The organism is Geodermatophilus sp. SYSU D00867, assembly GCF_054050315.1.
Genome location: NZ_JBJGZC010000008.1, coordinates 58,726 through 82,529, shown reverse-complemented (window position 1 = coordinate 82,529; position 23,804 = coordinate 58,726). Strand labels below are relative to the sequence as shown.

Below are 23,804 nucleotides of genomic sequence, written 5' to 3'. Positions count from 1 at the left end.
GCGCCCAGCCTGCCGCAGCGCGCGGCGAACGGCACAGCGGCCGGTCCCCGGCCCACCCGGTCGGGCGGCGTGCGGCTCGTCACGCTCCCTCGCGACGGCCGGGCCGGGAGCGCGGCGCCACCTACGATGGGGTCATGGCTGATCAGCGCGGACGGGTCCTGCTGGCCGATCCCCGGGGCTACTGCGCCGGGGTCGACCGGGCGGTGGTGGCCGTCGAGCGGGCCCTGGAGATCCACGGCGCCCCGGTGTACGTCCGCAAGCAGATCGTCCACAACAAGCACGTGGTGGCGACCCTCGAGCGGCGCGGCGCGGTGTTCGTCGACGAGACCGACGAGGTGCCCGAGGGCGCGGTCGTCGTCTTCAGCGCCCACGGCGTCTCGCCGGCCGTGCACGAGGAGGCGAGGGCGCGCTCGCTGCGCACCATCGACGCCACCTGCCCGCTGGTGAGCAAGGTGCACCAGGAGGCGAAGCGGTTCGCCAAGGAGGACTACGACATCCTCCTCATCGGCCACCGCGGGCACGAGGAGGTCGAGGGCACCTCCGGCGAGGCCCCCGAGCACATCCAGCTCGTCGACGGCCCCGACGACGTCGCGAACGTGGAGGTCCGCGACCCCGAGCGGGTCGTGTGGCTGTCGCAGACCACGCTGTCGGTCGACGAGACGCTCGCGACCGTCGACCAGCTCAGGACCCGGTTCCCCGGCCTGCAGTCCCCGCCGAGCGACGACATCTGCTACGCCACGCAGAACCGGCAGCAGGCGGTCAAGCAGATGGCCGGCGAGTGCGACCTGGTGATCGTCGTCGGCTCGACCAACTCGTCGAACTCGGTGCGGCTGGTGGAGGTGGCCCTGGAGGCCGGCGCCCGCGCCGCGCACCTGGTCGACTACGCCGCCGAGATCGACCCCGCGTGGCTGGAGGGCGTCGGCACCGTCGGCGTCACCAGCGGCGCGTCGGTGCCCGAGGTGCTGGTCAGCGAGGTGCTCGACCTCCTGGCCGGGAGCGGCTACCCCGACGTCGAGACGGTGAAGGCGGCCGAGGAGCGGCTGGTGTTCGCGCTGCCGCACGAGCTGCGGCCCAGGCGCGGCGAGACCGCCCGGCCCGTCCGCTAGGACCCGGGACGCAGCGAGCCCCCTCCCGGCCGGGAGGGGGCTCGCTGCGTCCGGGAGGCGTCTAGCGCCGGGCGGCCCAGCGGACGATCGCCAGGACCAGGGCCACGGCGGTGGCGACGGCCATCGTGGGGAAGCCGCGGATGAGCACCGTCGCGAGCGTCGGCAGGCTGAACGTCGCCGACGGCGCCAGGCCGATGTTGACCAAGGCGACCGCCACGAACACCAGCGGCGGCGCGACGACGACCGAGAGCAGGTCGCGGCGGCGCACCAGCAGCGTGCCGACGGCGGCGGCCGCGACCAGCGTGACGAGGGTCAGCGTGCCCAGGCCCGTGCCGAGGAACGAGTCGACGGCGCCCCCGGCGAGGGTGATGACGAAGACGCCGAGGACGACGAGCAGGCCGCGCATCCGGCTCCCCTGGGTCGGCTCCGCGGCGGCCCGCCCGGCCGCGCGCGCGGCGGCACGGGTGCCGTGGGCGCGGGGCGGCGTCGCGGGCTCGGGACGCTCGGCGAGCGGGTGGACGCCCGGGTGGGGGGTGCGCTGCTGCGCCGGACGCGCGGCCGGAGGGCGGGCCACGGGCCGGGCCTCGACGGGCGGGCGCGCCGGGACGGCGCCGCGGACGGCGCCACGGTCGCCGGGGCGGCCGCGCGGCGGGGGCGGCGGCACCGGCGGGAGGCCCATGCGCAGCGAGCGGTCCGGGCCGGTGGCGTCGGGACGCCCCGCGCGCGGGCCGGCGTAGGGGCGCTGCGCACCCACCCCGCTGTCCCGCCAGGTGTCGGCAGTGCTCGCCGAGGCCATGGCGTACCTCCCGGTCCGGACGTCCTGGCCCCTCCGGGCCGCTGTCGGTCCTCACGGTAGCGACGGGGAGCCGCCGGCAGGGGGAGTTGCCGGGCTCGACGCGCGACAGGTCGGCCTGTCGATTTGGCAACTCTGGGTGAGCCGCGGGGTGGGTGTGACGGGCGTGTCGCCCGGGCCGGGCGGGACGACCCGCGGGGAGGACGCTCAGCGCCCCTCGGGCAGCCGCCAGCGCAGCGGGGGAGCGGCGTCGTCGGCGTCGTCGTCGGCGTCGTCGGGGAGGGGCAGGTCCTCCGCGGCCGGCCGCAGCTGCCGGACCACCGCCTCGACCTCCGCCGGGACGGGCACCGGCGTCTCGCCGACGCCGAGGTCGTCGAAGCGGCGCGCGGCGGCGAGCACGGAGCGCTCGTAGGAGCCGACCGTCTCGTTGTAGCGGGTCAGCGTCGAGCCCAGCGCCGAGCCGAGGCGGGTGAGGTGGCCGGAGAGCGTGGTGAGCCGGGCGTGCAGCCGGCGGCCGGTCTCGATGACCTGGTCGGCGTCGCGGGCCAGGCGCTCCTGCCGCCAGGAGTGCGCCACCGTGCGCAGCAGCGCGAGCAGCGTGCTCGGGGTGGCGATGACGACGTCGCGGCCGAAGCCGTACTCGAGCAGGCCGGGCTCGGCCTCCAGGGCGGTGGTGAGGAACCCGTCGGAGGGGACGAACAGCACGGTGAACGGCGCGGCCGGGCGGAACGCGGTGGGGTAGCGGCGCTGGGCGAGGGCGTCGACGTGCGCGCGCAGCTGCCGGGCGTGCGCGGCGACCCGCTGCACCCGCACGGTCTCCTCGGTCGCCTGGGTGGCCTCGATGTAGCCGGTGAAGGGGACCTTCGCGTCGACGACGACCTGCCGGCCGTCGGCGAGGGTGACCACGAGGTCGGGCCGGACGCCGGCGCCCTCGTCGTTGGTCGACGACGGCTGCTCGACGAAGTCGCAGTGCTCGAGCAGGCCGGCCACCTCGACCACCCGGCGCAGCTGGATCTCGCCCCAGCGGCCACGGACGTGCGGCGTGCGCAGCGCGGTGACCAGCGCCGCGGTCTCCTGGCGCAGCATCGCACTGGTCTGCCCGACGGTGCCCATCTGCTCGCGCAGCTCGCCGTGCGCGGTGGCCCGGGCCTGTTCCATGCCGGCGAGCAGCCGGTGCAGGTGGTCCAGCGACTCGTGCAGCGGGTCCAGCCCGGCCTCGGCAGGGCGGCGGCGGGCCAGCAGCGCGACCACCCCGAGGGTCACGGCCGCCCCCAGCAGCACCCCGAGGAGCAGACCGAGCAGGAGGGAGGCAGCGTCCACGGACAGCAGGGTGCAACACCCGGCCGACAACTCCCGGGAGGCGGCCCCGTCCCACCCCCCGTGGCCCCCTGCAGGGTCCGCCGCGAGCCTGCGGGGGCAGGGGGTCCTCCTTCAGGCGTCGACGGGGACCGGGGCGTGTGCCGCCTCGTGGTCGAGCAGCCAGCGCTTGACCGGCGTGCCCCAGCGGAAGCCGCCCAGCCCGCCGTCGGAGCCGAGCACCCGGTGGCACGGGACGAACAGCGCGGCGGCGTTGCGGGCGCACGCGTTGGCCGCGGCCCGCACCGCCGAGGGGCGGCCGCAGCGGGCGGCGAACTCGGCGTAGGTGTCCGGCTGCCCCGGCGGCACGGTCCGCAGCACCTCCCAGGCGTCCTCGAGGAACGGCCCGGAGCGCTGCCGGACGGGGACGGCGTCGATCGCGCCGACGTCGCCGGCGGCGTGCGCCTCCACGACGTCGAGGACCGGCAGGTGCTCCACCCGCTCGACCCAGGTGGGCCGCAGCGCGCGGTGCACGACGGGCAGCAGCTCGGCGACGTCGCCGGTCCAGCCGGCGGCCAGGACGACGTCGCCACCGTCGGGCCCGGGTGCGACGACGACGGTGAAGGGACCGGGCGGGGTGGCCACGGTCGCGTAGCGGGCGGACGGGGTCATGACGCACTCCGATCGGCGGGGGAGCGGGTGAACAGTGTGGGCGCCGCGAGCGCCCAGAGGTGCACCGCGGCGTACGAGCGCCACGGCCGCCAGCGCCCGGCGGCCTCGGCGTCGGAGCTGCCGAGGGCAGCGAGGGCGCGGCGCAGCGCGAGGTCACCGGGCAGCCACACGTCGGGGTCGCCGAGGCCGCGCATCACCACCAGCGCCGCCGTCCACGGCCCGATGCCGGGCAGCGCCAGCAGGTCGCGGGCGGCCGCCTCGCGGTCGCAGCCGGGGTCGAGGACCACCCGCCCGTCGGCGAGCGCGGCGGCCAGGCCGCCCAGCGTGCGGCGGCGGGCCCCGGTCAGGCCGACGGCGGACAGGTCGGCGTCGGCCAGGGCCTCCGGCCGCGGGAAGGCGTGCGTGAGGGTGCCGACCGGCTCGGCCAGCGGCGTCCCGGCCAGCGTCAGCACCCGCGCGGTGAGCGTGCGGGCGCCGGCGACCGACACCTGCTGGCCGAGCACCGCCCGCGCCGCCGCCTCCGGGGCGTCGGGGGAGGCGGGCACCCGGCGGCCGGGCGCGACGGCGACCAGCGGGGCCAGCGCCGGGTCGGCGCCGAGGACCTCGTCGACGGCGGCGGGGTCGGCGTCGAGGTCCAGCAGCCGCCGGCAGCGGGGGACGGCGGCGCGCAGGTCCCGCAGGTCGGTGAGCAGCAGCCGGGCGGTCACCGCGGCGCCGCCGTCGGCGGCGGGGGACAGCCGGACGACGCCGGGACCGGCGGGCAGGTCGAGGACGCGGGAGAAAGTCGTCCCGTCCCACTCCTCCAGGCCCGGGACCGCGTGCGCGCCGAGGAAGTGCAGCACCTCGGCGGCGTCGAACGGGGCGCGGGCGGCTAGCCGCAGGGTCAGCCAGCCCGGTGTCCCGCCGACCGTGCCCGGACGGCGGCCGCGCAGCTCGGTCGGGGTGCAGGCGAAGACCTCGCGGACGGTGTCGTTGAACTGCCGGATGCTGGCGAACCCGGCGGCGAAGGCGACGTCGGCCATCGGCAGGTCGGTGGTCTCGACCAGCACCCGGGCGGTCTGCGCTCGCTGCGCGCGGGCCACCGCCAGCGGGCCGACGCCGAGCTCGCCGACCAGCAGGCGGTGCACCTGCCGCTCGGAGTAGCCGAGCCGGGCGGCCAGCCCGGGCACGCCGGTGCGCTCGACCTCGCCGTCGGCGATCAGCCGCATGGCGCGGGCGACGACGTCGGCGCGCACGTCCCACTCGGGCGAGCCGGGGACGGCGTCGGGCCGGCAGCGGCGGCAGGCGCGGTAGCCCGCGGCCTGGGCGCCGGCGGCGGTGCCGAAGAAGGAGACGTTGGCGGCCGCCGGCGTGCGCGCCGGGCACGAGGGGCGGCAGTAGATGCCGGTGGTGCGCACCGCGGTGAAGAACCAGCCGTCGAACCGGGCGTCGCGGCTGGCGACCGCGCGGTAGCAGCGTTCGGCGTCGAGGGGGGAGAGCACGATCCCGAGCATGGCACCGGTCGGAGCCGGGGACCGGCGGTTTCCGGACGCGGCCGTGGACCCTCCGGGGACCTCCGCGGCCCGCCGTCCGTTGACCGGTGTGTGCAGACGCCGGAGGCCGCCCCGCCCCGGCAGCGGCAGGTGGCGGCCCTCGTCGTCGGCGTCCTGGTGCTGCTGGCGGCGTTCCTCGTGGTGCGCCAGGTGACGACGCCGCCGCGGTCGGCGGACTGCGCGGCCGCCGGGCCCGGGGTGCGGGTCGACCCGGCCGCCGTGCCGGGCGGGCCGGTCGCCGGGTACGGCGGGGAGCAGCTGGCCAACGCCGCGGCGATCGTAAACGCGGCCGCGGTGCTGGGCCTGGACACCTGCGCGCAGGTCATCGGGGTCATGACGGCGATGGGGGAGTCCTCGCTGCTGGTGCTGGACCGCGGCGACGCCGCCGGGCCCGACTCCCGGGGGCTGTTCCAGCAGCGCGACAACGGCGCCTGGGGCTCCTACGAGGACCGGATGGACCCCACCACCAGCGCCACCAACTTCTTCCTGGCGCTGCAGGAGGTCCCGGGCTGGCAGGCGCTGCCGCCGACGATCGCCGCGCACCGCACCCAGCGCAACGCCGACCCGTACCACTACGAGCGCTGGTGGGACGACGCCGTCGAGGTGGTCAGCGCCCTGGCCGGGCGGCCGGTGCTCGGCACCGGGACCTGACCGGGGGACCCCGGCCGTCCACCGACCGGTGGACGCAAGGACCCACCGCGAGGCCGTCCCGGCTGCCGGTGCGCGGCGACAGGCTCGGGTCGTGACAGCGACCTCCCCCGCCCCGGCCGGCACGGCCGCGGCGCGCGACGACGACACGGCGGTCCGCGTGCGCGGACTGGTCAAGCGGTACGGCGACCGGACGGTGGTCGCCGACCTCGACCTCGAGGTCCGGCGCGGCGAGGTGTTCGCCCTGCTCGGACCCAACGGCGCGGGCAAGACGACGACCGTCGAGATCCTGGAGGGCGTGCGGCGCCGCGACGGCGGCGACGTCAGCGTGCTCGGGCAGGACCCGGCCCGCGCCGGCCGGGCCTGGCGCGACCGGACCGGCGTCGTCGGCCAGAGCACCGGCGGCGGCAACGCGCTCACCGTGCGGGAGACCCTCGAGCACTTCGCCCGCTACCACGCGACGCCGGTGCCGACCGGGGAGCTGCTGGACGACGTCGGGCTGACCGGGGCCGCCCGGACCCGGGTGGACCGGCTCTCCGGCGGCCAGCGGCGCCGGCTGGAGGTGGCGCTCGGCGTGCAGGGGCGCCCGGAGCTGCTGTTCCTCGACGAGCCCACCACCGGGATGGACCCGGTGGCCCGCCGCTCGTTCTGGACGCTGGTCGAGGGTCTGCGGGACCGCGGCACCACCGTCCTGCTCACCACCCACTACCTCGACGAGGCCGCGCACCTCGCCACCCGGGTCGGCGTCATCACCGCCGGCCGGCTGGTCGACGTCGCCCCGCCCGACGAGCTCGGCGCCGAGCTGCGGCGGGTGGCCACCGTCCGCTGGCTGGAGGGCGGTGAGCTCCGCGAGGTCACCACCCCGGAGCCGGCCGCCCTGCTGCGCGACCTGGTCGCGGCCTCGCCGACCGGCGAGGTCCCCGGCCTGACCGTCACCCGTCCCGGCCTGGAGGACGTCTACCTCCGGATGGTCGCCACCCCGGAGGGGCAGGACCGATGACCGCCGTCCGCACCACCCCCGCCACCCGTCCCGCCCCGCCCTCGGCCGCCGCCATCGGGCTGGCCCGCATCGGCCTGGAGCTGCGGCTGTTCGCCCGCGACCCCGGGCAGGTGGTCTTCTCCTTCGCCTACCCGGTGATCATGCTGGTGATCTTCGGGTCGGTCTTCGGCGACGAGGTCGTGGTGCCGGGGGTCGGCTTCCGGCAGTACTTCCTCGCCGGGATCGCCGCGACCGGCGTCATGCTGACCAGCTTCCAGGCCGTGGGCACCGCGGTCACCGAGGAACGCGACCGCGGCGACCTCGCCCGGCTGCAGACGCTCGGGACGCCCGCGCTGGCCTACGCGATCGGCAAGGCCGGCCAGGTCGTGATCACGACCGTCGTCCAGCTGGCCCTGCTGCTGGTGGTGGCCGCCTACGCCTACGACGTCCCGCTGCCCACCGAGGCCTCGCGGTGGCTGACCTTCGCCTGGGTCGTCGTCCTGGGCATCCTGGCCGGCACCGTCCTCGGCCTCGCGGTGGCCTCGTTCATCGGCAGCTCGCGGTCGGCCGGCGCCGGGATCCCCGCCTTCGCCGTCGTCCTGCAGTTCATCTCCGGCGTCTTCTTCATCGGCTCGGACCTGCCGGCCTGGATGGACCAGGTCGCGGCGCTGTTCCCGCTCAAGTGGATGGTGCAGGGGATGCGGTCGGTGTTCCTGCCCGACTCCGCCGCCGTCGCCGAGCAGGCCGGCAGCTGGGAGCACGGGACCACTGCCCTGGTGCTGGCCGCGTGGGTGATCATCGGTGCCGTGGTGTGCGCCCGGACCTTCCGCTGGCGCCGGGCCGCGTGAGCCTGACCCGCCGCCTGGCCGCCGCCGTCGTCCCCCCGCGGGACGACGGCGGCGAGCCGCTGCCCGAGCGCGGCTGGCGGGCCACCGTCACCGGCGTGCACGTGATCTCCACCGTCGTGTGGGGCCTGGCCGTGGTGTCCGCGACCGCCGGGGACGCCGTTGACGACGACCGGCGCGCGGCGGCGCTGGCGGTGCTGGGTGGGCTGGCCGTCGCGTACGCCGTCCTCGGCGTCCCCGCGATCGGCCGGGGAGCGCGGCGGCGGGCGGTGGCCTACCTGCTCGTGCTGGTCACCGCGTTCGCCCTGCTCGGCTGGGTGGCGCCGGGGCTGCTGTTCCTGCTCTTCCTCGCCTACCCCCAGGTCTGGTTCGCCGTCCAGGGCACCCTCACCGGCGTCACCTGGACCCTGCTGCTCGGGCTGGCCAGCGCGGCCGGCCCCGTGCTGGGCGCGGCCTCGGACCGCAGCGCCGCCGACGTGCTGCTCGAGACCGGCATCGGCATCGGCTTCAGCCTGGCGCTGGGCGTCTGGATCAGCCGGGTGCTGCACGAGAGCGCCGAGCGCGCGTCGCTGATCGCGCAGCTGGAGGCGACCCGGTCGGAGCTGGCGGCCGCCGAGCGCGAGCGCGGGGTGCTGGCCGAGCGGGAGCGGCTGGCGCAGGAGGTGCACGACACCCTGGCGCAGGGCTACACGTCGATCGTCGTGCTGTCCCAGACCGCGACGGCGCTCGTCTCCTCCGACCCCGCCGCCGCCCGCGAGCGGCTGGCGGTGATCGAGGAGGTCGCCCGCGACAACCTGGCCGAGGCGCGGGCGGTGGTCGCGGCGTTCCGGCCGGTGGCGCTGGACGGCTCGACGCTGGTGGAGGCGCTGGAGCACCTCGCGGGCCGGTTCGCCCGCGAGACCGGGCTGCCGGTGCGCGTGGACACGCAGGCGCTGGACGGGGGGACCGGGCTGCGCACCGACGAGGAGGTCGTGCTGCTGCGCGGGGCGCAGGAGGCGCTGACCAACGTCCGGCGGCACGCGGACGCCACCGCTGTGGTGCTGCGGCTGGCGCGGGTCGGCGGGCAGGTGTCGGTGAACGTCGAGGACGACGGCGTGGGCTTCGACCCGTCGTCGGTCGCGGTGTCCGGGCTCGACGGCCTGCGCGGGCGGGTGGCGCAGGTCGGGGGCGAGGTCGACGTCGCCTCGGCGCCGGGCTCGGGCACCCGGGTGACCGTGCGGGTGCCCGGCCCGTGATCCGCGTGCTCGTGGTCGACGACCACCCGGTGGTGCGCGGCGGGCTGGTCGGCTGGCTGGCCGCGCAGCCCGACCTCAACGTCGTCGGGGAGGCCGGTGACGGGCAGGAGGCCCTGGCGCAGGTCGCCGCGACGCGGCCCGACGTCGTCCTCATGGACCTGCGGATGCCGCGGATGGACGGCGTCACCGCGATCGAGCGGCTGGCCGTCACGCACCCCGGCGTCCGGGTGCTGGTGCTGACCACCTACGACACCGACGCCGACATCGTGCGCGCCGTCGCCGCCGGGGCGACCGGTTACCTGCTCAAGGACGCGCCGCTGCCGCAGCTGGCCGACGCCGTCCGGGCGGCCGCCCGCGGGGAGACCGTGCTCGCGCCGCCGGTGGCCGCCCGGCTGGTCTCCCGCATGCGGGCGCCCGCGGCGGAGGAGCCGACGCCGCGGGAGCTCGAGGTGCTCGCCGGGGTCGCGCGCGGGCTGACCAACGCCGAGATCGGCCGGGAGCTGTACATCGGCGAGGCCACCGTGAAGACCCACCTGCTGCGGGTGTTCGCCAAGCTCGGCGTCGACGACCGCACCCGCGCGGTGATGGTCGCCGTCGAGCGCGGCCTGCTCCCCGGCCCCGGCTCCGGCTGAGCGCGGGTCACCCGGCGGCCTCGAGGAGGGCCTCGCCGGCGTCGCTGCGCCAGTAGAGGACCTCGCGTCCCGACCGGCGGCGCTCGAGCAGGCCGGCGTCGAGCAGCACCCGCAGGTGCCCGCCGACGCTGCCCAGCGGCAGGCCGGTCCCGGCGACCAGCGCGCTGGTGCTGCGCGGCGCGTCGAGCGCGGTGAGGACGCGGGCGCGGTTGCGGCCGAGCAGGCGGACCAGCGGCTCGGGCAGCGGGGCGGGGCCCGACGCCAGGGTGCCGGTGACCGGGTAGACGACGGCGTAGGTGTCCGGCAGCCGCCAGCTCACCCAGCTGCCGCGGCTGTGCGCGGCGATGAACAGCAGGTCGCGGCCGCGGACGTCGCGCGGCGGGTAGGGGTGCGCGTTGACCTGCAGCCGGCCGTCCCGGAGCCAGCGGACCCCGGGCGCGATGCCGTCGAGCGCACCCGACCAGCCCTCGCGGCTCAGCCGGGCGGTCCGCGCGACGACGTCGGCGCGCAGCACCCGGAGCCGCCGCGGCCACTCGTCGCGGATCGTGTGCTCCCACGTCCAGCGCAGCAGGTCCGCGGCGGTGCGGGCGAGGCCGGTGCCGTGCAGCGCGGGCGGCACCGGTCCGGTGGCCACCTCGAGGTCGGCGCGGACGGCGTCGTCGTCGAGCGACTCGAGGGGGGCCAGTTCCTCGTCGAGCGCGAGGTCGGGCGCCGCGGGCGGCACGGTGAGGAAGTCGGCGGTCCAGGTGGCGCCGAACGCGGCGCGGAGCAGGGCGGCGCCGACCGGGTCGGCGTCGAGGCGGTCGCGCAGCGCGGCGGCGTGGGTGTCGCGCCAGGGGCGGTGCCACGGCGGGACCTGCTCGGAGAGCAGCAGCCGCAGCCCGGCCAGGGTCTCGGTGAGCTGCGAGGTGCCGAAGCGGGCGCGCGCCATGACGTCGGCGTCGACGATGAACTCACCCACCTTTCGACCGTAGGCGAAAGTGTGGGCCGGGGGCGTCCCGCGCCGCACGGTCCTGACGTGCTCACCTACCGGGCGCTGTTCTCCCTCCCGGAGTTCCGGGCGCTGTGGACCGGCACCGCGCTGACGACGACGGCCGCGACGACGTCGTCGCTGGCCCTGGCCACGCTGGTGCACCGGCAGACCGGCTCGGCGCTGCTCACGGCGCTGGCGGTGTCCGGCCCGTCGGTGGCGCAGGCCCTCGGCGCGACGACGCTCATGTCGGCGGCGGACGCCGGCCCGCCGCGGCGCACGCTGGTCCTCGTCGGGGCGCTGTCCACCGTGGCGCTGGGTCTGCAGGCGCTGCCCGGCCTGGACCCCGCGGTGCGGCTGCTGCTCGTCGTCGCCACGGCGTACGTGGTCTCGGTGGGGTCGGGGGCGCGCTGGGGGCTGCTGTCGGAGCTCGTGCCCGCCGAGGCGTTCCCGCTGGCCCGGTCGACGGTGAACGTCGCGGGCGGCGCCTTCCAGGTGGTCGGCTTCGCGGCCGGCGGCCTGCTGCTCACCGCCCTGACGACGACGGAGGTGTTCGTGGTGGCCGCGGTCGTGTCCGCCGCCGCCGTGCCGGTGCTCCGGTTCGGGCTGGCCGAGCGGTCGCCGCGCCGGCGCGGGGGGACCGGTCTGGCGGAGACGCTGCGCGGCAACCGCCTGCTGCTGGCACGGCGGGACACGCGCACGCTGCTCGCGGCGCTGTGCGTCCCGAACGGGCTGGTCGTCGGCTGCGAGGCGCTGTTCGTGCCGTACGCGGGGGAGCGGGGCGGCTGGCTGCTGGCGGCCGGCGCCGTCGGCATGACGACCGGCGACCTGGTGGTCGGGCGGTTCCTGACCCCGGCCGGCCGGCGGCGGTCGAACACCGCGCTGCGGCTGCTGCTGGCCGCGCCGTTCCTCGCCTTCGCGCTCGGGCCGTCCGTGCCGGTCGCCGTCGTGCTGGTGGCGCTCGCCTCGGCCGGCTACGCCGCGTCGCTCGCGCAGCAGGAGTGGCTCGTCGTGCTCACGCCGCCCGGCCTGCGCGGCCAGGTGCTCGGTGTCGAGTCCGCGACGCGGATGACCGGGCAGGGGGTGTTCGCGGTGCTGGCCGGGGTGCTGGGCGACGCCGTCCAGCCGGGGGCCGCGATGGCGGTGTTCGCGGCGGCGTCGCTGGCCGTGTCCCTCGCACTGACACCCGGGCTCCGGCGGGTGGCCGGCCGGGCGGCCGACTGTCAATGGCGGGCGCGGATCTGTTGACAGGCGTTTGACCTCGGGGTTCAGGGTGCAGGCGGTCGTCGGACCCCGTAAACTTCGATCATGTGTTCGGGTGGACTGTGCAGTGGTGACGTCCTCGACGACGTCGCCGCGCTGGTCGCCGAGCGCAACCGGATCGACGCCCGCCTCGCCCGTCGGGTCCGGGCGGCGGAGCTGACCCAGGCGCCGGAGCGCGACGGCCTGACGTCGATGGCCTCGTGGCTGCGCGGCCACTGCCGGCTGTCGACGGCGGAGGCGTCGCGCCTGGTGCGCACCGGGCGGGCGCTGGAGCACCTGCCGGCTCTCGCCGAGGCGCACGACGCCGGTCTCGTGTCTGCCGAGCAGGTCACCGTCGCGGCGAAGGCGGTGACCCCCGAACGCCTCACCGCCGCCGCGGCCGCCGGGGTGGACCTGGCGGTGATCGACGCGGTGCTCACCGGCGTGGCGGTCGAGCAGTCGCACGCCGACCTGGTCCAGGTGGTGCAGCACTACTGCAACGCCCTCGACCCCGACGGGCTCGAGCCCGATCCGACCGAGGGGCGGTCGTTGACGCTGGCCAAGCATGCCGACGGATCGCTGTCCTTCCGCGGGCACCTGGACGCCGTGGGCGGGGAGAGGCTGCAGACCGCGCTGGAGGCGCACGTGCAGGCCGACCGGCCCGCCGGAGACGAGCGCACCCGCGCCCAGCGACTCGGGGACGCGCTGGTGCAGGTGGCCGACAACGCCCTGGCGTCCGGGTCGCTGCCGGTGCTGCGCGGCCACAAGCCGCAGATCGCCGTCGTCATCAATGTGGCGGACCTGGTCGACCCGGCCGGCGGGCCGAACGCCGGGCGGATGGGCTTCGGCGCCACCATCTCCGCCGCCCGCGCCCGCTGGCTGGCCTGCGACGGTGCCGTCTCCCGCGTGGTGCTCGGCCCCGACGGCGCACCACTGGACCTCGGCCGGGAGCAGCGGCTGATGAGCCGCCACATCCGCCGCGCCGCCGAACTCCGCGACGGCGGGTGCGTGTTCGCCGGCTGCAGTGCACCGACCTGGTGGTGCGACGTCCACCACCTGGTCCACTGGATCGACGGCGGCGACACCAGCCTCGACAACGCAGCCCTGCTGTGCGAACGCCACCACACCAAGGTCCACCACGGGTTCCGCGTCGAGCGACAACCGAGCGGCACCTGGCGCACCCGCCGGCCCGACGGCACCGAGATCACCACCCCGGCACCCCTGCTGGCGCCCGCCGCCTGACCGCCTCCCAGGGGACGACGGCGGTGCCTGCGGCGATGTCGCGGGAGGTGATGTGGGCCACAGGTGGCTACGCTCGCGCAGCACCCGGACCGCACCCGGAGGTGCCCCATGGACGCCGGTGTCGACACGCTGCAGAAGGCCCTGCAGATCAACCTGGACCTGCGCTGGTACGGCACGATCGCCGAGATCGGGGCCGGGCAGGAGGTCGCCCGGTGGTTCTTCCGCGCCGGCGGCGCGGCGGGCACGGTGGCCAAGTCGATGTCGGCCTACGACATGGCGGTCAGCGACGCCGTCTACGGCAAGGCCGACCGCTACGTCTCCAAGGGCCGGCTGCAGGCGATGCTCGACCGCGAGTTCCAGCTCAACGTCGACCGGCTCGGCGACCAGCGCGGCGACGACACGTCGTTCTTCGCCTTCGCCGACACCGTCGTCGCGCGCAGCTACCGCGGCGGCAACGAGTGCCACGGCTGGATGGGTGTGAAGTTCCAGGCCCACCCGCGCGACGAACCCAGCCAGGTCGTCGTCCACGTGCGGATGCTCGACGACGAGGCACCGCAGCAGCAGGAGGCGCTCGGCATCGTCGGCGTGAACCTGCTGCACGCCGCCTTCTTCCAGCACCACGAGCCCGACCGCCTGGTGGAGAGCCTGCTCGACCGGCTGACCACCGGCCGGATCGAGATCGACCTGCTGGAGATGAGCGGCATCGAGTTCCGGATGGTCGACAACCGGGTCATGGCGCTCAAGCTCGTGCAGGTCGGGCTCTCCGGCGCGGCCATGTTCGGGCCCGACCGGAAGGTGCTGCAGCCCAGCGAGGCGCTGCGCAAGAAGGCGATCCTGGTCGAGCGCGGCAGCTTCCGCCCGCCGACGGTGGTCAACCTCGACATGCTCGAGGCGGCCCGCACCGCCTTCGAGCGGGACCCGGCGGTCGCCGAGCGCGAGGTGCTCGTCCTCGCCGAGCTCACCATGGCCAACCTGCGCGCCGGCGGGGACGTCGTCGACCGGCGGGACTTCCTCGCCCGGGCCGACCTGCTCGCCGCCTGCGGCCTGCCGGTGCTGATCTCGGACTACCTGGCCCACCACCGGCTCGCCGCCTACCTGGCCTGGCGCACCGACGGCCGGATCGGCATGGTCATGGGGCTGCCCAGCCTCCTCGAGCTGTTCGACGAGGACCGGCACGCCGGGCTGCCCGGCGGCATCCTCGAGAGCTTCGGCCGGCTGTTCAAGAACGACCTGCGGCTGTTCGTCTACCCCATGCTGCGCGACGGCCAGGTGGTCACCGTCGACACCCTCGAGGTGGCCGAGCAGCTGCGGCCGCTGTTCGACTACCTGAACCGGCGCGGCAGCTTCGTCGGGCTCGACCACAAGCCCGACCACCTGCCGATCCTCAGCCGGGACGTGCTCCGGCGGATCCCGACCGAGGACACCGGCTGGGAGGCGATGGTGCCGCCCGAGGTGGCCGCGCTGATCAAGAAGCGCGGCTTCTTCGGCTACGACCGGTCGCGCTGAGACCTCCTCAGGCGCTGCGCTCCTCGAGCACGGGCGCCGCGGCCGCGGCGAGGGCCCGGTCGAGGAGCGCGAGCAGCCGGCGGCTGACCTCGGGACGGCACTCCAACTGCACCATGTGCCCGGCGCCCGGGTAGACGGCGAGCTCGGCGGTGGGCAGCGCCGCGGCGAGCGTCCGGCTGTGCTCGACGGGGCACAGCCTGTCGGCGTCGCCGACGACGACCAGCGTCGGGACCTCCGCCAGCGCCTCGAGCGCCGTGGCGCGGTCGTGGTCGGAGAAGGTGGGCAGGAAGGCGGCCACCGTCTCGGCCGAGCAGGCGCGGTGCACCTCCATCGCCGCCTGCAGGTCCGCCGGGTCGGCCGCGCCGCTGAAGATCAACCACATGTCGGCCCTGCCGACCGCGCGCGGCTTGCCGGCCTGCTCGGCCCGGACCGCCCGCTCGTTGAGCACCGGCAGGGCCCGCTTGACGACCTTCGCCACCGGCCCGGGCAACCCCCAGGTGACCGCGTCCAGCCCGCCGGAGCTGGTGCCCACGAACGCGACGCCGGCGACGCGGTCGCCGAACAGCTCGGGCCGCTGCTCGGCCAGCGCCATGAGCGTCATGCCGCCCATCGAGTGGCCGCCGAGCAGGACCGGCCCGTCCGGGGCGACCGCGTCGAGCACCTCGGCCAGGTCGCGGCCGAGCTGGTCGATGGTGGCGCGCTCCCGCGGCGTCGGGCCGGAGGCGCCGTGGCCGCGGTGGTCGTAGGTGACCACCCGCAGGTCCGGGCGGGCCTCCAGCAGGTCGCGGACCTGGCCGGCCCACAGCCGCGAGGACTGCACGTAGCCGTGCGCGAGGACCACGGTCGCCGTCGGCCGCTCGGCTCCGAACTCCTCGACGTGCAGGTCGACGCCGTCCTCGGTGGTCACGGTCCGGACGCGGCCGCGCAGCGGGGGAGCCGGCTCGGGGGCGGGGGCCTGGGCGACGGCGGGACGGGCGGCGCGGCGGCGGGCGACGACGGCCCCGGCGGCGAGGACGGCGAGACCGGCGGCGGCGGTGGAGGTGCGCATGGGGGTCGGGGGCTCCAGGGTCGGGCGGCGGCGAGGTCGGGCGGGGACGAGGTCAGGCGGGGACGGGGACGCGGGGGGCCGCGCGCAGCTCGTACGCGTCGGCGTCGAACCGCTGCATCTCCCGCATGAACGTGTACGTGTGCGTCGGCCACAGGGTGAAGTTGCGGCCCTGCTCGTCGCGGTACCAGGAGCGGCAGCCGCCGGCGTTCCACACGGTGTCGGTGAGCTCGGCCTGCATCCGGGCGTCGTAGGCGTCCTGCGCCGAGCGGCGGACCTCCAGCGCGCCGGCGCCGGTCTCCCGCATCCGCTCCAGCGCCGCGACGACGTAGCCGATCTGCGCCTCGATCATCAGGACGACGGAGGTGTGGCCGAGCGCGGTGTTCGGCCCGAGGAGCAGGAACAGGTTGGGGAAGCCGGCGACGGTGGTGCCGCGGTGTGCGCGGACGCCGTCGCGGTCCCACTCCTCGCGCAGGGTCCGACCCTCGCGGCCGACCAGCCGGTGCCCGAGCGGGATGTCCATGGCGCGGAAGCCGGTGCCGTACACGACGACGTCGACCTCGTGCTCGGTGCCGTCGGCGTCGACCACCGCGTGCGGGCGGACCTCCGTCACCGGCGAGGCGACCACCTCGACGTTCGGCTGCGTGAGCGACCGCAGGTAGTCGTCGCTGACGATCACCCGCTTGCAGCCGATGGCGTAGTCGGGCGTCAGCTTGGCGCGCAGCTCGGGGTCGGGCACCTGCTGCTCGAGGAACGCGAGCGCCTGCCTGGTGACGAAGCCGCGCAGCCGGCCGCTGCCGGTCCACATGCCGAGGCGGGCCTCCCGCGCCAGGTACTGCCCGCCCCGGGCCAGCCGGAGCAGCGCCGGGACGCGTGCCCACAGCCGGTGCTCGCGCTCGGTGTAGGGGCGGTCCTGCCGCGGCACCACCCACGGCGGCGTCCGCTGGAACACGACCACCTCGGCCGCCGTCTTCTGCAGCTCCGGCACGAACTGCGCGGCCGAGGCGCCGGTGCCGACGACGGCGACCCGCTTGCCCGCCAGGTCGACCGAGTGGTCCCAGCGGGCGGAGTGGAACGACGGGCCCTGGAACGTCCCGATGCCCGGGACGTCGGGCAGGTGCGGCTCGACCAGGCCGCCGGCGCCGCTCACCAGGACGTCGGCGGTGAGGCGGCCGCGCGAGGTCTCCAGGTGCCAGACCAGCGCGTCGTCGTCCCACCGGCCGGAGACGACGTCCGTGTCGCAGTGCAGGTGCGGCAGCACGCCGTGCCGGGTGGCGACGTCCTCCAGGTAGGCGCGGATCTCCGGCTGCCGCGAGTAGACGTGCGACCAGTCCCGCTTGGGCGCGAACGAGAACGAGTAGAGGTGGCTGGGGACGTCGCAGGCGGCGCCCGGGTACTCGTTGTCGCGCCAGGTGCCGCCCAGGCTGTCGGCGCGCTCGAGGACGACGAAGTCGTCGATGCCGGCGCGTTGCAGGGCGACGGCGGTGCCGATGCCGGAGAAGCCGCTGCCCACGATCGCCACGCGGGTGTGCGCGGGCAGCGGGCCGGTGGCGGTGGCGTGGCGTGACGTCGTCGTCAGGGTCACGGGACCTCCTGGTCTCGGTGGTGTGACGAGCGTCGCACGTGTTCCACCCGAGCCGGCAGGGACCCGCCGCTCGTCGTCCGCGCTCCGGGCGGACCCGTAGGCTGGACTCCCGTGAGTCTCACCATCGGGATCGTCGGGCTGCCCAACGTCGGCAAGTCGACGCTGTTCAACGCGCTGACCAAGAACGACGTCCTGGCGGCCAACTACCCCTTCGCCACCATCGAGCCGAACGTCGGCGTCGTCGGCGTGCCCGACGAGCGGCTGGGGAAGCTGGGCGAGCTGTTCGACTCGCAGAAGGTCGTCCCGGCGACGGTGTCGTTCGTGGACATCGCCGGCATCGTGCGCGGCGCCAGCGAGGGGCAGGGGCTGGGCAACAAGTTCCTCGCCAACATCCGCGAGAGCGACGCGATCTGCCAGGTGATCCGCGTGTTCAGCGACCCCGACGTCGTGCACGTCGAGGGCAAGGTCGACCCGGCCGACGACATCGAGACGATCAACACCGAGCTCGTCCTCGCCGACCTGCAGACGCTGGAGAAGGCCATCCCGCGGCTGGAGAAGGAGTCGCGCAAGGACAAGGAGCGGGCCGCGCTGCTGTCGGCGGCGCAGTCCGCCGTCGAGGTCCTGAACACGGGGAAGACGCTGTTCGCCGCCGGGGTGGACCCCGCGCCGCTGCGCGAGCTGACGCTGCTGACGACCAAGCCCTTCCTCTACGTCTTCAACGTCGACGCCGACGAGCTGGCCAACGAGGAGCTGATCTCCGAGCTGCGGGCGCTGGTCGCGCCGGCCGAGGCGATCCTGCTCGACGCCAAGACCGAGGCCGAGCTCGCCGAGCTCCCCGCCGAGGAGGCCGCCGAGCTGCTGGAGTCGATCGGGCAGAGCGAGCCGGGCCTGGACCAGCTGGCGAAGGTCGGCTTCCGGACGTTGGGCCTGCAGACCTACCTGACGGCGGGCCCGAAGGAGGCACGCGCCTGGACCATCCCGGTCGGCGCCACCGCCCCGCAGGCCGCCGGTGTCATCCACACCGACTTCCAGCGCGGCTTCATCAAGGCCGAGGTCGTCTCCTACGACCAGCTCATGGAGGCGGGCTCCATGACCGAGGCCCGCTCTCGCGGCTGGGTCCGCATCGAGGGCAAGGACTACGTGATGCAGGACGGCGACGTCGTGGAGTTCCGCTTCAACGTCTGACCGGGTACGTCCGCACCCGGTCGCCGCCGGAGCGCTCGAGGCGACCGGGCATGTCACACGGAAGTCACCTGCGGAGAGCGCGGGGGCAACACTCGGACCGTCTACTGCTGCCGAACAGTGACCACTGTCAGTAGACGAAAGGTGTGCCGTGGACGTCGGCAGCACTGCATTCATCCTCGCGGCCACGATGGCGGTCGCGCTCATGGTCCCGGGCCTCGCGCTCTTCTACGGCGGCATGGTCGGGTCCCGCTCGGTCCTGAACATGATCATGATGGTGTTCGGAGCCGTCGCCGTCGTCGGCGTCCTGTGGACCCTCTTCGGCTTCTCCGCGGTCTTCGGGAATAGCTACGGGAGCCTGGGCCTGCTGGGGGACGTCACCGAGTACCTCGGTCTCGGTGACCTCGTGGCCGGAGACGAGGCGGCCGCCCTGCCGCCGGCCCTGGTGGCGGTGTTCCAGGCCCTGTTCGCCGTCATCACGACCGCCCTCATCGCCGGCGCGGTGTCCGACCGCGTCCGGTTCGGCCCGTGGCTGCTGTTCACCGGGCTCTGGGCGGCGCTGGTCTACTTCCCCGTCGCGCACTGGGTGTTCGCCTTCGACTCCGCCGACGGCAGCGTCCAGGGCGGCTGGATCGCCAACACGCTCGGCGCCGTGGACTTCGCCGGCGGCACGGCCGTCCACATCAACGCGGGCGTGGCCGCCCTCGCCCTGGTGCTCGTGGTCGGCAAGCGCACCGGCTGGCCCCGGCAGGCCCGGCCGAACAACCTGCCCTTCGTCGCCCTCGGCGCCGGGATCCTGTGGTTCGGGTGGTTCGGCTTCAACGGCGGGTCGGCCCTGGCCGCGGGCAACAGCGCCTCGGTCGTCATGCTGACGACGTTCAACGCCACCTGCGCGGCGATCCTCGCCTGGCTCCTGGTGGAGCGGCTGCGCGACGGTCACGCCACCACCCTCGGCGGGATGTCCGGCGCCATCGCCGGGCTGGTGGCCATCACCCCGGCCTGCGGCGCCGTCACGCCGCTCGGCGCCCTGGCCGTCGGGGCCATCGCCGGTGCGGTCTGCCCGCTGGCCATCGCGCTGAAGTACCGCTTCGGCTACGACGACGCCCTGGACGTGGTCGGCGTCCACCTCGTCGGCGGCGTCGTCGGCACCCTCCTGGTCGGCCTGTTCGGCTCCGCCGAGGCGCCCAGTGGTCGGGCCGGCCTGTTCTACGGCGGGGGGCTGGGGCTCCTCGGCACGCAGGCCGTCGCCGTCGTGGCGGTCGTCGCCTACTCCTTCGTCGTCAGCCTGCTGATCGCCCTGGTCGTCAAGCACACGGTGGGCCTGCGGGTGTCGAAGGACGGCGAGCTCGCCGGTCTCGACCTGACCGAGCACGCCGAGGTCGCCTACGACCTCGAGGGCGCCGTGCACACCCCGGGGAGCGGCCCGACCCCCGAGGCCGTCGTCGCCTCGGCCGAGCGGCTGGTCGCGGGCTCCGCGCCGGCCCCGCGCACCGGGAGCGGCACGCCGCACTGACCGTCCACGGACGACGGAGGCCGGTCCCGCGCCGCGGGACCGGCCTCCCGCGTGTCCGGGGTGAGGAGGGATCAGGTCAGGTGGCCGTAGGCCGTGACGCTGAGGAAGCGGACCGGCAGCTCGACGAGCTCGACCGGGCCGTGCGGCCCCTCGCCGTCGAAGACGAGGGAGTCCCCGGCGCGCATCTCGTACCGCGCCTCGCCGTGCCCGTAGACCAGGACCCCCTCCAGCATGTGCAGGAACTCCGTCCCCGGGTGCTGGAACAGGGGGAACACCTCGCTGGCCTCGGTGAGGGTGACCAGGAGCGGCTCCAGCCGCTTGTGCTCGCCCCGCAGGGACCCCAGCAGCTGGTAGAGGTGGCCGACGTTGCTGCCGCGGCGGACGATCTGCGATCCGTGTCCGGCGGGTGTGAAGACGGCCTCCCGCTCGGCGTCGATGCCCCGGAACAGTGCGGTGACCGGCACGGCGAGCGCCTCGGCGAGGCGGGCGAGGCTGGACAGGCTGCAGGAGGTCTGCGCGTTCTCGATCTTGGACAGCATGGCCTTGCTCATGCCGGTCAGTCGGGCCAGTTCCGCCAGCGAGATGCCCTGGGCGAGCCGGAACTCCCGCACGCGCAGCGCGATGACGTCCTCGAGATGACCGCTCGGCGCGTCGTCGTGCGCGCCGGGACCGGGGGAGACCTCCACCCGGCGAGCCTAGGTGGCGTGCGCTCGTCCGAACCGCCCGGCGACGAGAACGTAACGGACGGGTAACCCGAAGGAGGGTCCACCGCTCGTAGCCTCCGTTTCACATCAGTGGACGACTCTTGGGGAGGACCCGTGCCCGTCACCGGCACCATCGGCCACGTCACCGGAGGCTCGCTGGGGCTGCCCAGCATGGAGGTCGAGGGGGTGCGCGCCCACATCGGTGACGTCTTCGCCAACCCCGGCGGGGCGGCGATCTGCAGCGGCTTCTTCGAGCTCTTCGCCGGCGCGCCGCTCGACTACGAGTACACCTACGACGAGATGAAGGTCGTCGTCGAGGGCGAGTTCCACCTCACCGACCTCGACTCCGGTCAGCAGGTCGTCGCGCGGCCGAAGGACGTCCTGTTCTTCCCCGCCGGCTCGCGGATCCGCTTCGAGACGCCGGACCGCGCGCTCGGCTTCTACACCGGCCACCGCTCCTTCGCCCCCTGACCGGCCGTGGGAGCCGAACACACGAGCGTCCCGCGCTGGCCGGCGAGCGTGCCGCCGGTGGACCCCGCCGGCCGCACCGTCTCCGTGCTGGGTTTCGGGGACCGCGGGCGGGAGATCGTCGCGGACTGGCTCGCCGCCACGCCGGCCGGACGGGTGGTCTGGAGCCTCGTCGCCGAGCGGGCCGACGACGCGACGCTGGCGGCCCTCGCCGGCCAGGTGCGCGCAGCCCGGGTCGGCTGGCGGCTCATGCTCTCCGGGCCCGAGGTCGACGTCCTCGCCGCCCGCGCGGTCGCCACCGGCCTCGGGCTCCTCGACGCGGAGATCCGCGCGGCGGTCACCGGCGCGGACCGCAAGCGCGTGCACTGCGCGCACTGTCGGGTCACCACCGAGGCAGAGGTCCCGGTCGGCGCCGAGGTGCCCTGCCGGGGCTGTGCCCGCCGGCTGCACGTGTACGCGCACGTCGCCCGGCGCACCGGCGCCTACCTGGGCTTCATGGCCGACGCGGAGGAGGTCGCGTGACCGCCGTCCTGCCCGCGCCGCCGACGGCGGCACCGGGGGAGGCCCTGCCGCTGCAGCTCGAGGTCGCCGCCGTCGCCGATGCCGCACCCGGCATCCGGACGCTCGTCCTGCGCCACCCGGACGACGCCCTCCTCCCGGGGTATGCGCCCGGGAGCCACGTGGTGCTCACCTGCGGGGAGCGGCGCAACGCCTACTCGCTCACCGGGGACGGCGCGCCGGGCCAGGAGTACCGGATCTCGGTGCTGCTGTGCCCCGACGGCCGGGGCGGCTCCGCGTTCGTGCACGGTCTCGCCGTCGGCGACCGGGTGGCCGTCTCCCGGCCGCGCAGTGCCTTCGCCCCGGTCGCCAGCGCGCGGCACCACGTGCTGGTCGCCGGGGGCATCGGGATCACCCCGATGCTGTCCCACGCCCGGGCCGCGGTCCGCTGGGGGCGCTCGTTCGAGCTGGTCTACGGCCACCGGCCGGGTGCGGGTGCGCACCGCGAGGAGCTGGCGGCCCTGTGCGGGGACCGCCTCGCCGTGCACGAGTCCACGCCGGCGATGCTCGACGCCGTCGCCGCGGTGCTCGCCGACCGGCCGATCGGCACGCACGTGTACGTGTGCGGCCCCGCGCCGCTCCTCGAGTTCGTCGAGCGGACGGCGACCGAGCTGGGGTGGCCGCCCGCGCGCGTGCACGCCGAGCGGTTCTCCGCCGCCGACCTCGACCCGGGGGAGCCGTTCACCGCGCACCTGGCCCGCTCCGGCGTCCGGGTGCCCGTGCCCGCCGGCGTCAGCCTGCTCGCGGCGCTGGAGGGCGCCGGCGTCGCCGTCCCGAGCATGTGCCGCCAGGGCGTGTGCGGCGAGTGCCGTGTCCCGGTCGTCTCCGGCCGGCCGCTGCACCGCGACCTGTACCTGTCCGAGACCGAGCGCGCCGCCGGCGACGCGGTCGTGTGCTGCGTCTCGCGCAGCCTCGACGACGACCTGGAGCTGGACCTGTGACCACGACGCTGCCGCCACGGGTGTCCCGCTTCCCGTTCCCCTTCCCGGCCGACGCCTACCGCTACGCCACCAACGTCGAGCCGGCCCGCCGCCCGGTGGGGACCGCCGCGGGCACCTGGGGCGAGCACGTGATCGACGTCGACGACGACTACGCGCTCGAGCTCGCGGTCCGCCGGGACGTGCTGGCCGCCGATCCCTCCCGCTGCGCCCAGCTGCCGCACATGCGCGTCGCCGCCTGGGACGCGCTGGCCACGCTGCTGGCGGAGCTCGCGGCCACCCGTCCCGACGTGATGGCGCTGCACCGGCGCGGCGACCGGTGGCACTGGCGCAACGACCTGCTCGGGACGTCGTCGTCCTTCGTCCTCGGTGACGACGACTCGCTGCCCGGCGGTCCGCTGGCCTTCCTCGGCAGCCAGGTGCAGGAGGACGTCGTCCTGCTCGACCAGCGCGAGGGCTCGCTGTGGGCCGACGCCGGGCTGGTCACCTTCGCCGCCGACTGGTCGCTGGGGTTCGACGTCGGCATGCGCTTCCTGGAGGTCCACGGGCCGGTGCCGCGGGTCCACGAGACCGGCGTGGTCGCCCGCGCCGAGCAGTTCCTCATGCGCCTGCAGCCCGGCGACGCCTACCGCCGGACCAACTGGACGATGACCGTGGACCGGCGCCTGGACACCTCCACGGAGACCTACCCGGAGTGGGGCCGGGAGAGGCGACTCGTGGTCGACGACCCAGCGCTGCCCGACCGGCTGCACCTGCGGGTTGAGGTGCAGCACCTGCTGCGCCTGGGCGTCTCGAACGCCGTCTGCTTCCTCATCCGCACCCACCTGCTGTCCCTCCGCGAGCTCGCGGCCGTCCCCGAGTGGCGGCGGAGGACGGCCGCCGTGCTCACCGAGCTGCCCGACGACATGGCCGCCTACAAGGGCATCGAGCGCTACCGGCACGCCGCGGCCGCCTGGCTGGCCGGCGGCTGACCGGCACGGGCACGCCCGGCGGCCCGTCGTCCTCCCCGGGGACGGCGGGCCGCCGCCGTGTGGCCCGGCGCCCGCTGCCCGGGGACAGGAGGAAACAGGGATCTCCCCGGACGGTCACGTCGCGGAAACACGCAGCCTGTTC

Annotated in this window: 23 protein-coding genes; 15 read left to right on the top strand and 8 right to left on the bottom strand. The window is 75.7% G+C overall.

What is annotated here, in order from left to right; genetic code table 11:
• The first annotated feature begins 134 nt into the window (after window positions 1-134).
• Window positions 135-1,106, top strand: a complete 972-nt coding sequence (locus tag ACI8AK_RS09405) for a 4-hydroxy-3-methylbut-2-enyl diphosphate reductase (RefSeq protein WP_387993941.1) — start codon at window positions 135-137, stop codon at window positions 1,104-1,106.
• A 61-nt stretch (window positions 1,107-1,167) separates the two neighbouring features.
• Here ACI8AK_RS09405 and ACI8AK_RS09400 read toward each other — a convergent pair whose 3' ends face one another.
• The 4 genes from ACI8AK_RS09400 to ACI8AK_RS09385 form a co-directional block, all read right to left on the bottom strand.
• Window positions 1,168-1,902: a DUF6542 domain-containing protein gene (locus ACI8AK_RS09400; RefSeq protein WP_456955997.1), complete on the bottom strand. Its 735-nt coding sequence runs from the start codon at window positions 1,900-1,902 to the stop codon at window positions 1,168-1,170.
• 204 nt (window positions 1,903-2,106) lie between these two features.
• Window positions 2,107-3,219, bottom strand: coding sequence for a DNA recombination protein RmuC (locus tag ACI8AK_RS09395; RefSeq protein ID WP_456955995.1), 1,113 nt, complete (start codon window positions 3,217-3,219; stop codon window positions 2,107-2,109).
• Window positions 3,220-3,330: 111 nt separating this feature from the next.
• Entirely contained in the window at window positions 3,331-3,867 is a 537-nt protein-coding gene (locus ACI8AK_RS09390) for a methylated-DNA--[protein]-cysteine S-methyltransferase (protein ID WP_456955993.1), read from the bottom strand.
• Window positions 3,864-5,348, bottom strand: coding sequence for an AlkA N-terminal domain-containing protein (locus tag ACI8AK_RS09385; protein ID WP_387986544.1), 1,485 nt, complete (start codon window positions 5,346-5,348; stop codon window positions 3,864-3,866). Before ACI8AK_RS09385 ends, ACI8AK_RS09390 begins: the two co-directional genes overlap by 4 nt.
• Before the next feature lie 102 nt (window positions 5,349-5,450).
• Here ACI8AK_RS09385 and ACI8AK_RS09380 point away from each other — a divergent pair, with 102 nt between their 5' ends.
• The 5 genes from ACI8AK_RS09380 (at window position 5,451) to ACI8AK_RS09360 (ending at window position 9,738) form a co-directional block, all read left to right on the top strand.
• Complete coding sequence (locus ACI8AK_RS09380) at window positions 5,451-6,050, top strand: hypothetical protein (protein ID WP_387986542.1); 600 nt, start codon at window positions 5,451-5,453, stop codon at window positions 6,048-6,050.
• A 91-nt stretch (window positions 6,051-6,141) separates the two neighbouring features.
• Window positions 6,142-7,047, top strand: coding sequence for an ABC transporter ATP-binding protein (locus ACI8AK_RS09375; RefSeq protein ID WP_456955991.1), 906 nt, complete (start codon window positions 6,142-6,144; stop codon window positions 7,045-7,047).
• Window positions 7,044-7,874, top strand: a complete 831-nt coding sequence (locus ACI8AK_RS09370) for an ABC transporter permease (RefSeq protein ID WP_456955989.1) — start codon at window positions 7,044-7,046, stop codon at window positions 7,872-7,874. Before ACI8AK_RS09375 ends, ACI8AK_RS09370 begins: the two co-directional genes overlap by 4 nt.
• Entirely contained in the window at window positions 7,871-9,106 is a 1,236-nt protein-coding gene (locus ACI8AK_RS09365) for a sensor histidine kinase (protein WP_456955987.1), read from the top strand. Before ACI8AK_RS09370 ends, ACI8AK_RS09365 begins: the two co-directional genes overlap by 4 nt.
• On the top strand, window positions 9,103-9,738 hold the full coding sequence (locus ACI8AK_RS09360) for a response regulator (protein ID WP_456955985.1): 636 nt from the start codon (window positions 9,103-9,105) through the stop codon (window positions 9,736-9,738). Before ACI8AK_RS09365 ends, ACI8AK_RS09360 begins: the two co-directional genes overlap by 4 nt.
• Window positions 9,739-9,745: 7 nt before the next feature.
• On the opposite strand, the gene ACI8AK_RS09355 is transcribed toward ACI8AK_RS09360, so the two are convergent.
• Window positions 9,746-10,699, bottom strand: a complete 954-nt coding sequence (locus tag ACI8AK_RS09355; protein WP_456955984.1) for a helix-turn-helix domain-containing protein — start codon at window positions 10,697-10,699, stop codon at window positions 9,746-9,748.
• A 57-nt stretch (window positions 10,700-10,756) separates the two neighbouring features.
• Here ACI8AK_RS09355 and ACI8AK_RS09350 point away from each other — a divergent pair, with 57 nt between their 5' ends.
• The 3 genes from ACI8AK_RS09350 (at window position 10,757) to ACI8AK_RS09340 (ending at window position 14,698) form a co-directional block, all read left to right on the top strand.
• A complete protein-coding gene (locus ACI8AK_RS09350) occupies window positions 10,757-11,956 on the top strand; it encodes an MFS transporter (protein ID WP_456955982.1) in 1,200 nt (399 codons plus the stop codon).
• A gap of 60 nt (window positions 11,957-12,016) precedes the next feature.
• Entirely contained in the window at window positions 12,017-13,192 is a 1,176-nt protein-coding gene (locus ACI8AK_RS09345; protein ID WP_456955980.1) for a DUF222 domain-containing protein, read from the top strand.
• A gap of 108 nt (window positions 13,193-13,300) precedes the next feature.
• Window positions 13,301-14,698 (top strand): TonB-dependent receptor, encoded by a 1,398-nt coding sequence (locus tag ACI8AK_RS09340; protein WP_387986522.1) that lies wholly within the window; start codon window positions 13,301-13,303, stop codon window positions 14,696-14,698.
• A gap of 7 nt (window positions 14,699-14,705) precedes the next feature.
• On the opposite strand, the gene ACI8AK_RS09335 is transcribed toward ACI8AK_RS09340, so the two are convergent.
• A complete protein-coding gene (locus ACI8AK_RS09335; RefSeq protein WP_456902249.1) occupies window positions 14,706-15,746 on the bottom strand; it encodes an alpha/beta fold hydrolase in 1,041 nt (346 codons plus the stop codon).
• Between the two features lie 52 nt (window positions 15,747-15,798).
• The gene (locus ACI8AK_RS09330; protein ID WP_456955978.1) at window positions 15,799-17,328 is read right to left on the bottom strand and encodes a flavin-containing monooxygenase; all 1,530 of its coding nucleotides are present in this window, start codon (window positions 17,326-17,328) and stop codon (window positions 15,799-15,801) included.
• Window positions 17,329-17,439: 111 nt separating this feature from the next.
• On the opposite strand from ACI8AK_RS09330, the gene ychF reads away from it, so the two are divergent.
• Both ychF and ACI8AK_RS09320 read left to right on the top strand, forming a co-directional pair.
• Window positions 17,440-18,513, top strand: coding sequence for a redox-regulated ATPase YchF (ychF, locus tag ACI8AK_RS09325; RefSeq protein ID WP_387986513.1), 1,074 nt, complete (start codon window positions 17,440-17,442; stop codon window positions 18,511-18,513).
• Between the two features lie 148 nt (window positions 18,514-18,661).
• The gene (locus tag ACI8AK_RS09320; RefSeq protein WP_456955976.1) at window positions 18,662-20,023 is read left to right on the top strand and encodes an ammonium transporter; all 1,362 of its coding nucleotides are present in this window, start codon (window positions 18,662-18,664) and stop codon (window positions 20,021-20,023) included.
• Window positions 20,024-20,094: 71 nt separating this feature from the next.
• Here the strand turns inward: ACI8AK_RS09320 and ACI8AK_RS09315 are convergent, their stop codons facing one another.
• Entirely contained in the window at window positions 20,095-20,709 is a 615-nt protein-coding gene (locus ACI8AK_RS09315; RefSeq protein ID WP_387986507.1) for a helix-turn-helix domain-containing protein, read from the bottom strand.
• Between the two features lie 132 nt (window positions 20,710-20,841).
• Between ACI8AK_RS09315 and ACI8AK_RS09310 the strand changes: the two genes are divergently transcribed.
• Genes ACI8AK_RS09310 through ACI8AK_RS09295 form a run of 4 tightly spaced genes read left to right on the top strand, consistent with a single transcriptional unit; the run spans window position 20,842 to window position 23,662 of the window.
• Window positions 20,842-21,198 (top strand): cupin domain-containing protein, encoded by a 357-nt coding sequence (locus tag ACI8AK_RS09310; RefSeq protein WP_456902252.1) that lies wholly within the window; start codon window positions 20,842-20,844, stop codon window positions 21,196-21,198.
• Between the two features lie 57 nt (window positions 21,199-21,255).
• Window positions 21,256-21,717, top strand: a complete 462-nt coding sequence (locus ACI8AK_RS09305; RefSeq protein WP_456902253.1) for a dimethylamine monooxygenase subunit DmmA family protein — start codon at window positions 21,256-21,258, stop codon at window positions 21,715-21,717.
• Window positions 21,714-22,694 carry a PDR/VanB family oxidoreductase gene (locus ACI8AK_RS09300; RefSeq protein WP_456955974.1) on the top strand — a complete coding sequence of 327 codons (981 nt, stop codon included), beginning with the start codon at window positions 21,714-21,716 and terminating at the stop codon, window positions 22,692-22,694. The genes ACI8AK_RS09305 and ACI8AK_RS09300 overlap by 4 nt, the downstream gene beginning before the upstream one ends.
• Window positions 22,691-23,662: a heme-dependent oxidative N-demethylase family protein gene (locus ACI8AK_RS09295; RefSeq protein WP_456955972.1), complete on the top strand. Its 972-nt coding sequence runs from the start codon at window positions 22,691-22,693 to the stop codon at window positions 23,660-23,662. Before ACI8AK_RS09300 ends, ACI8AK_RS09295 begins: the two co-directional genes overlap by 4 nt.
• The last annotated feature ends 142 nt before the right edge of the window (window positions 23,663-23,804 follow it).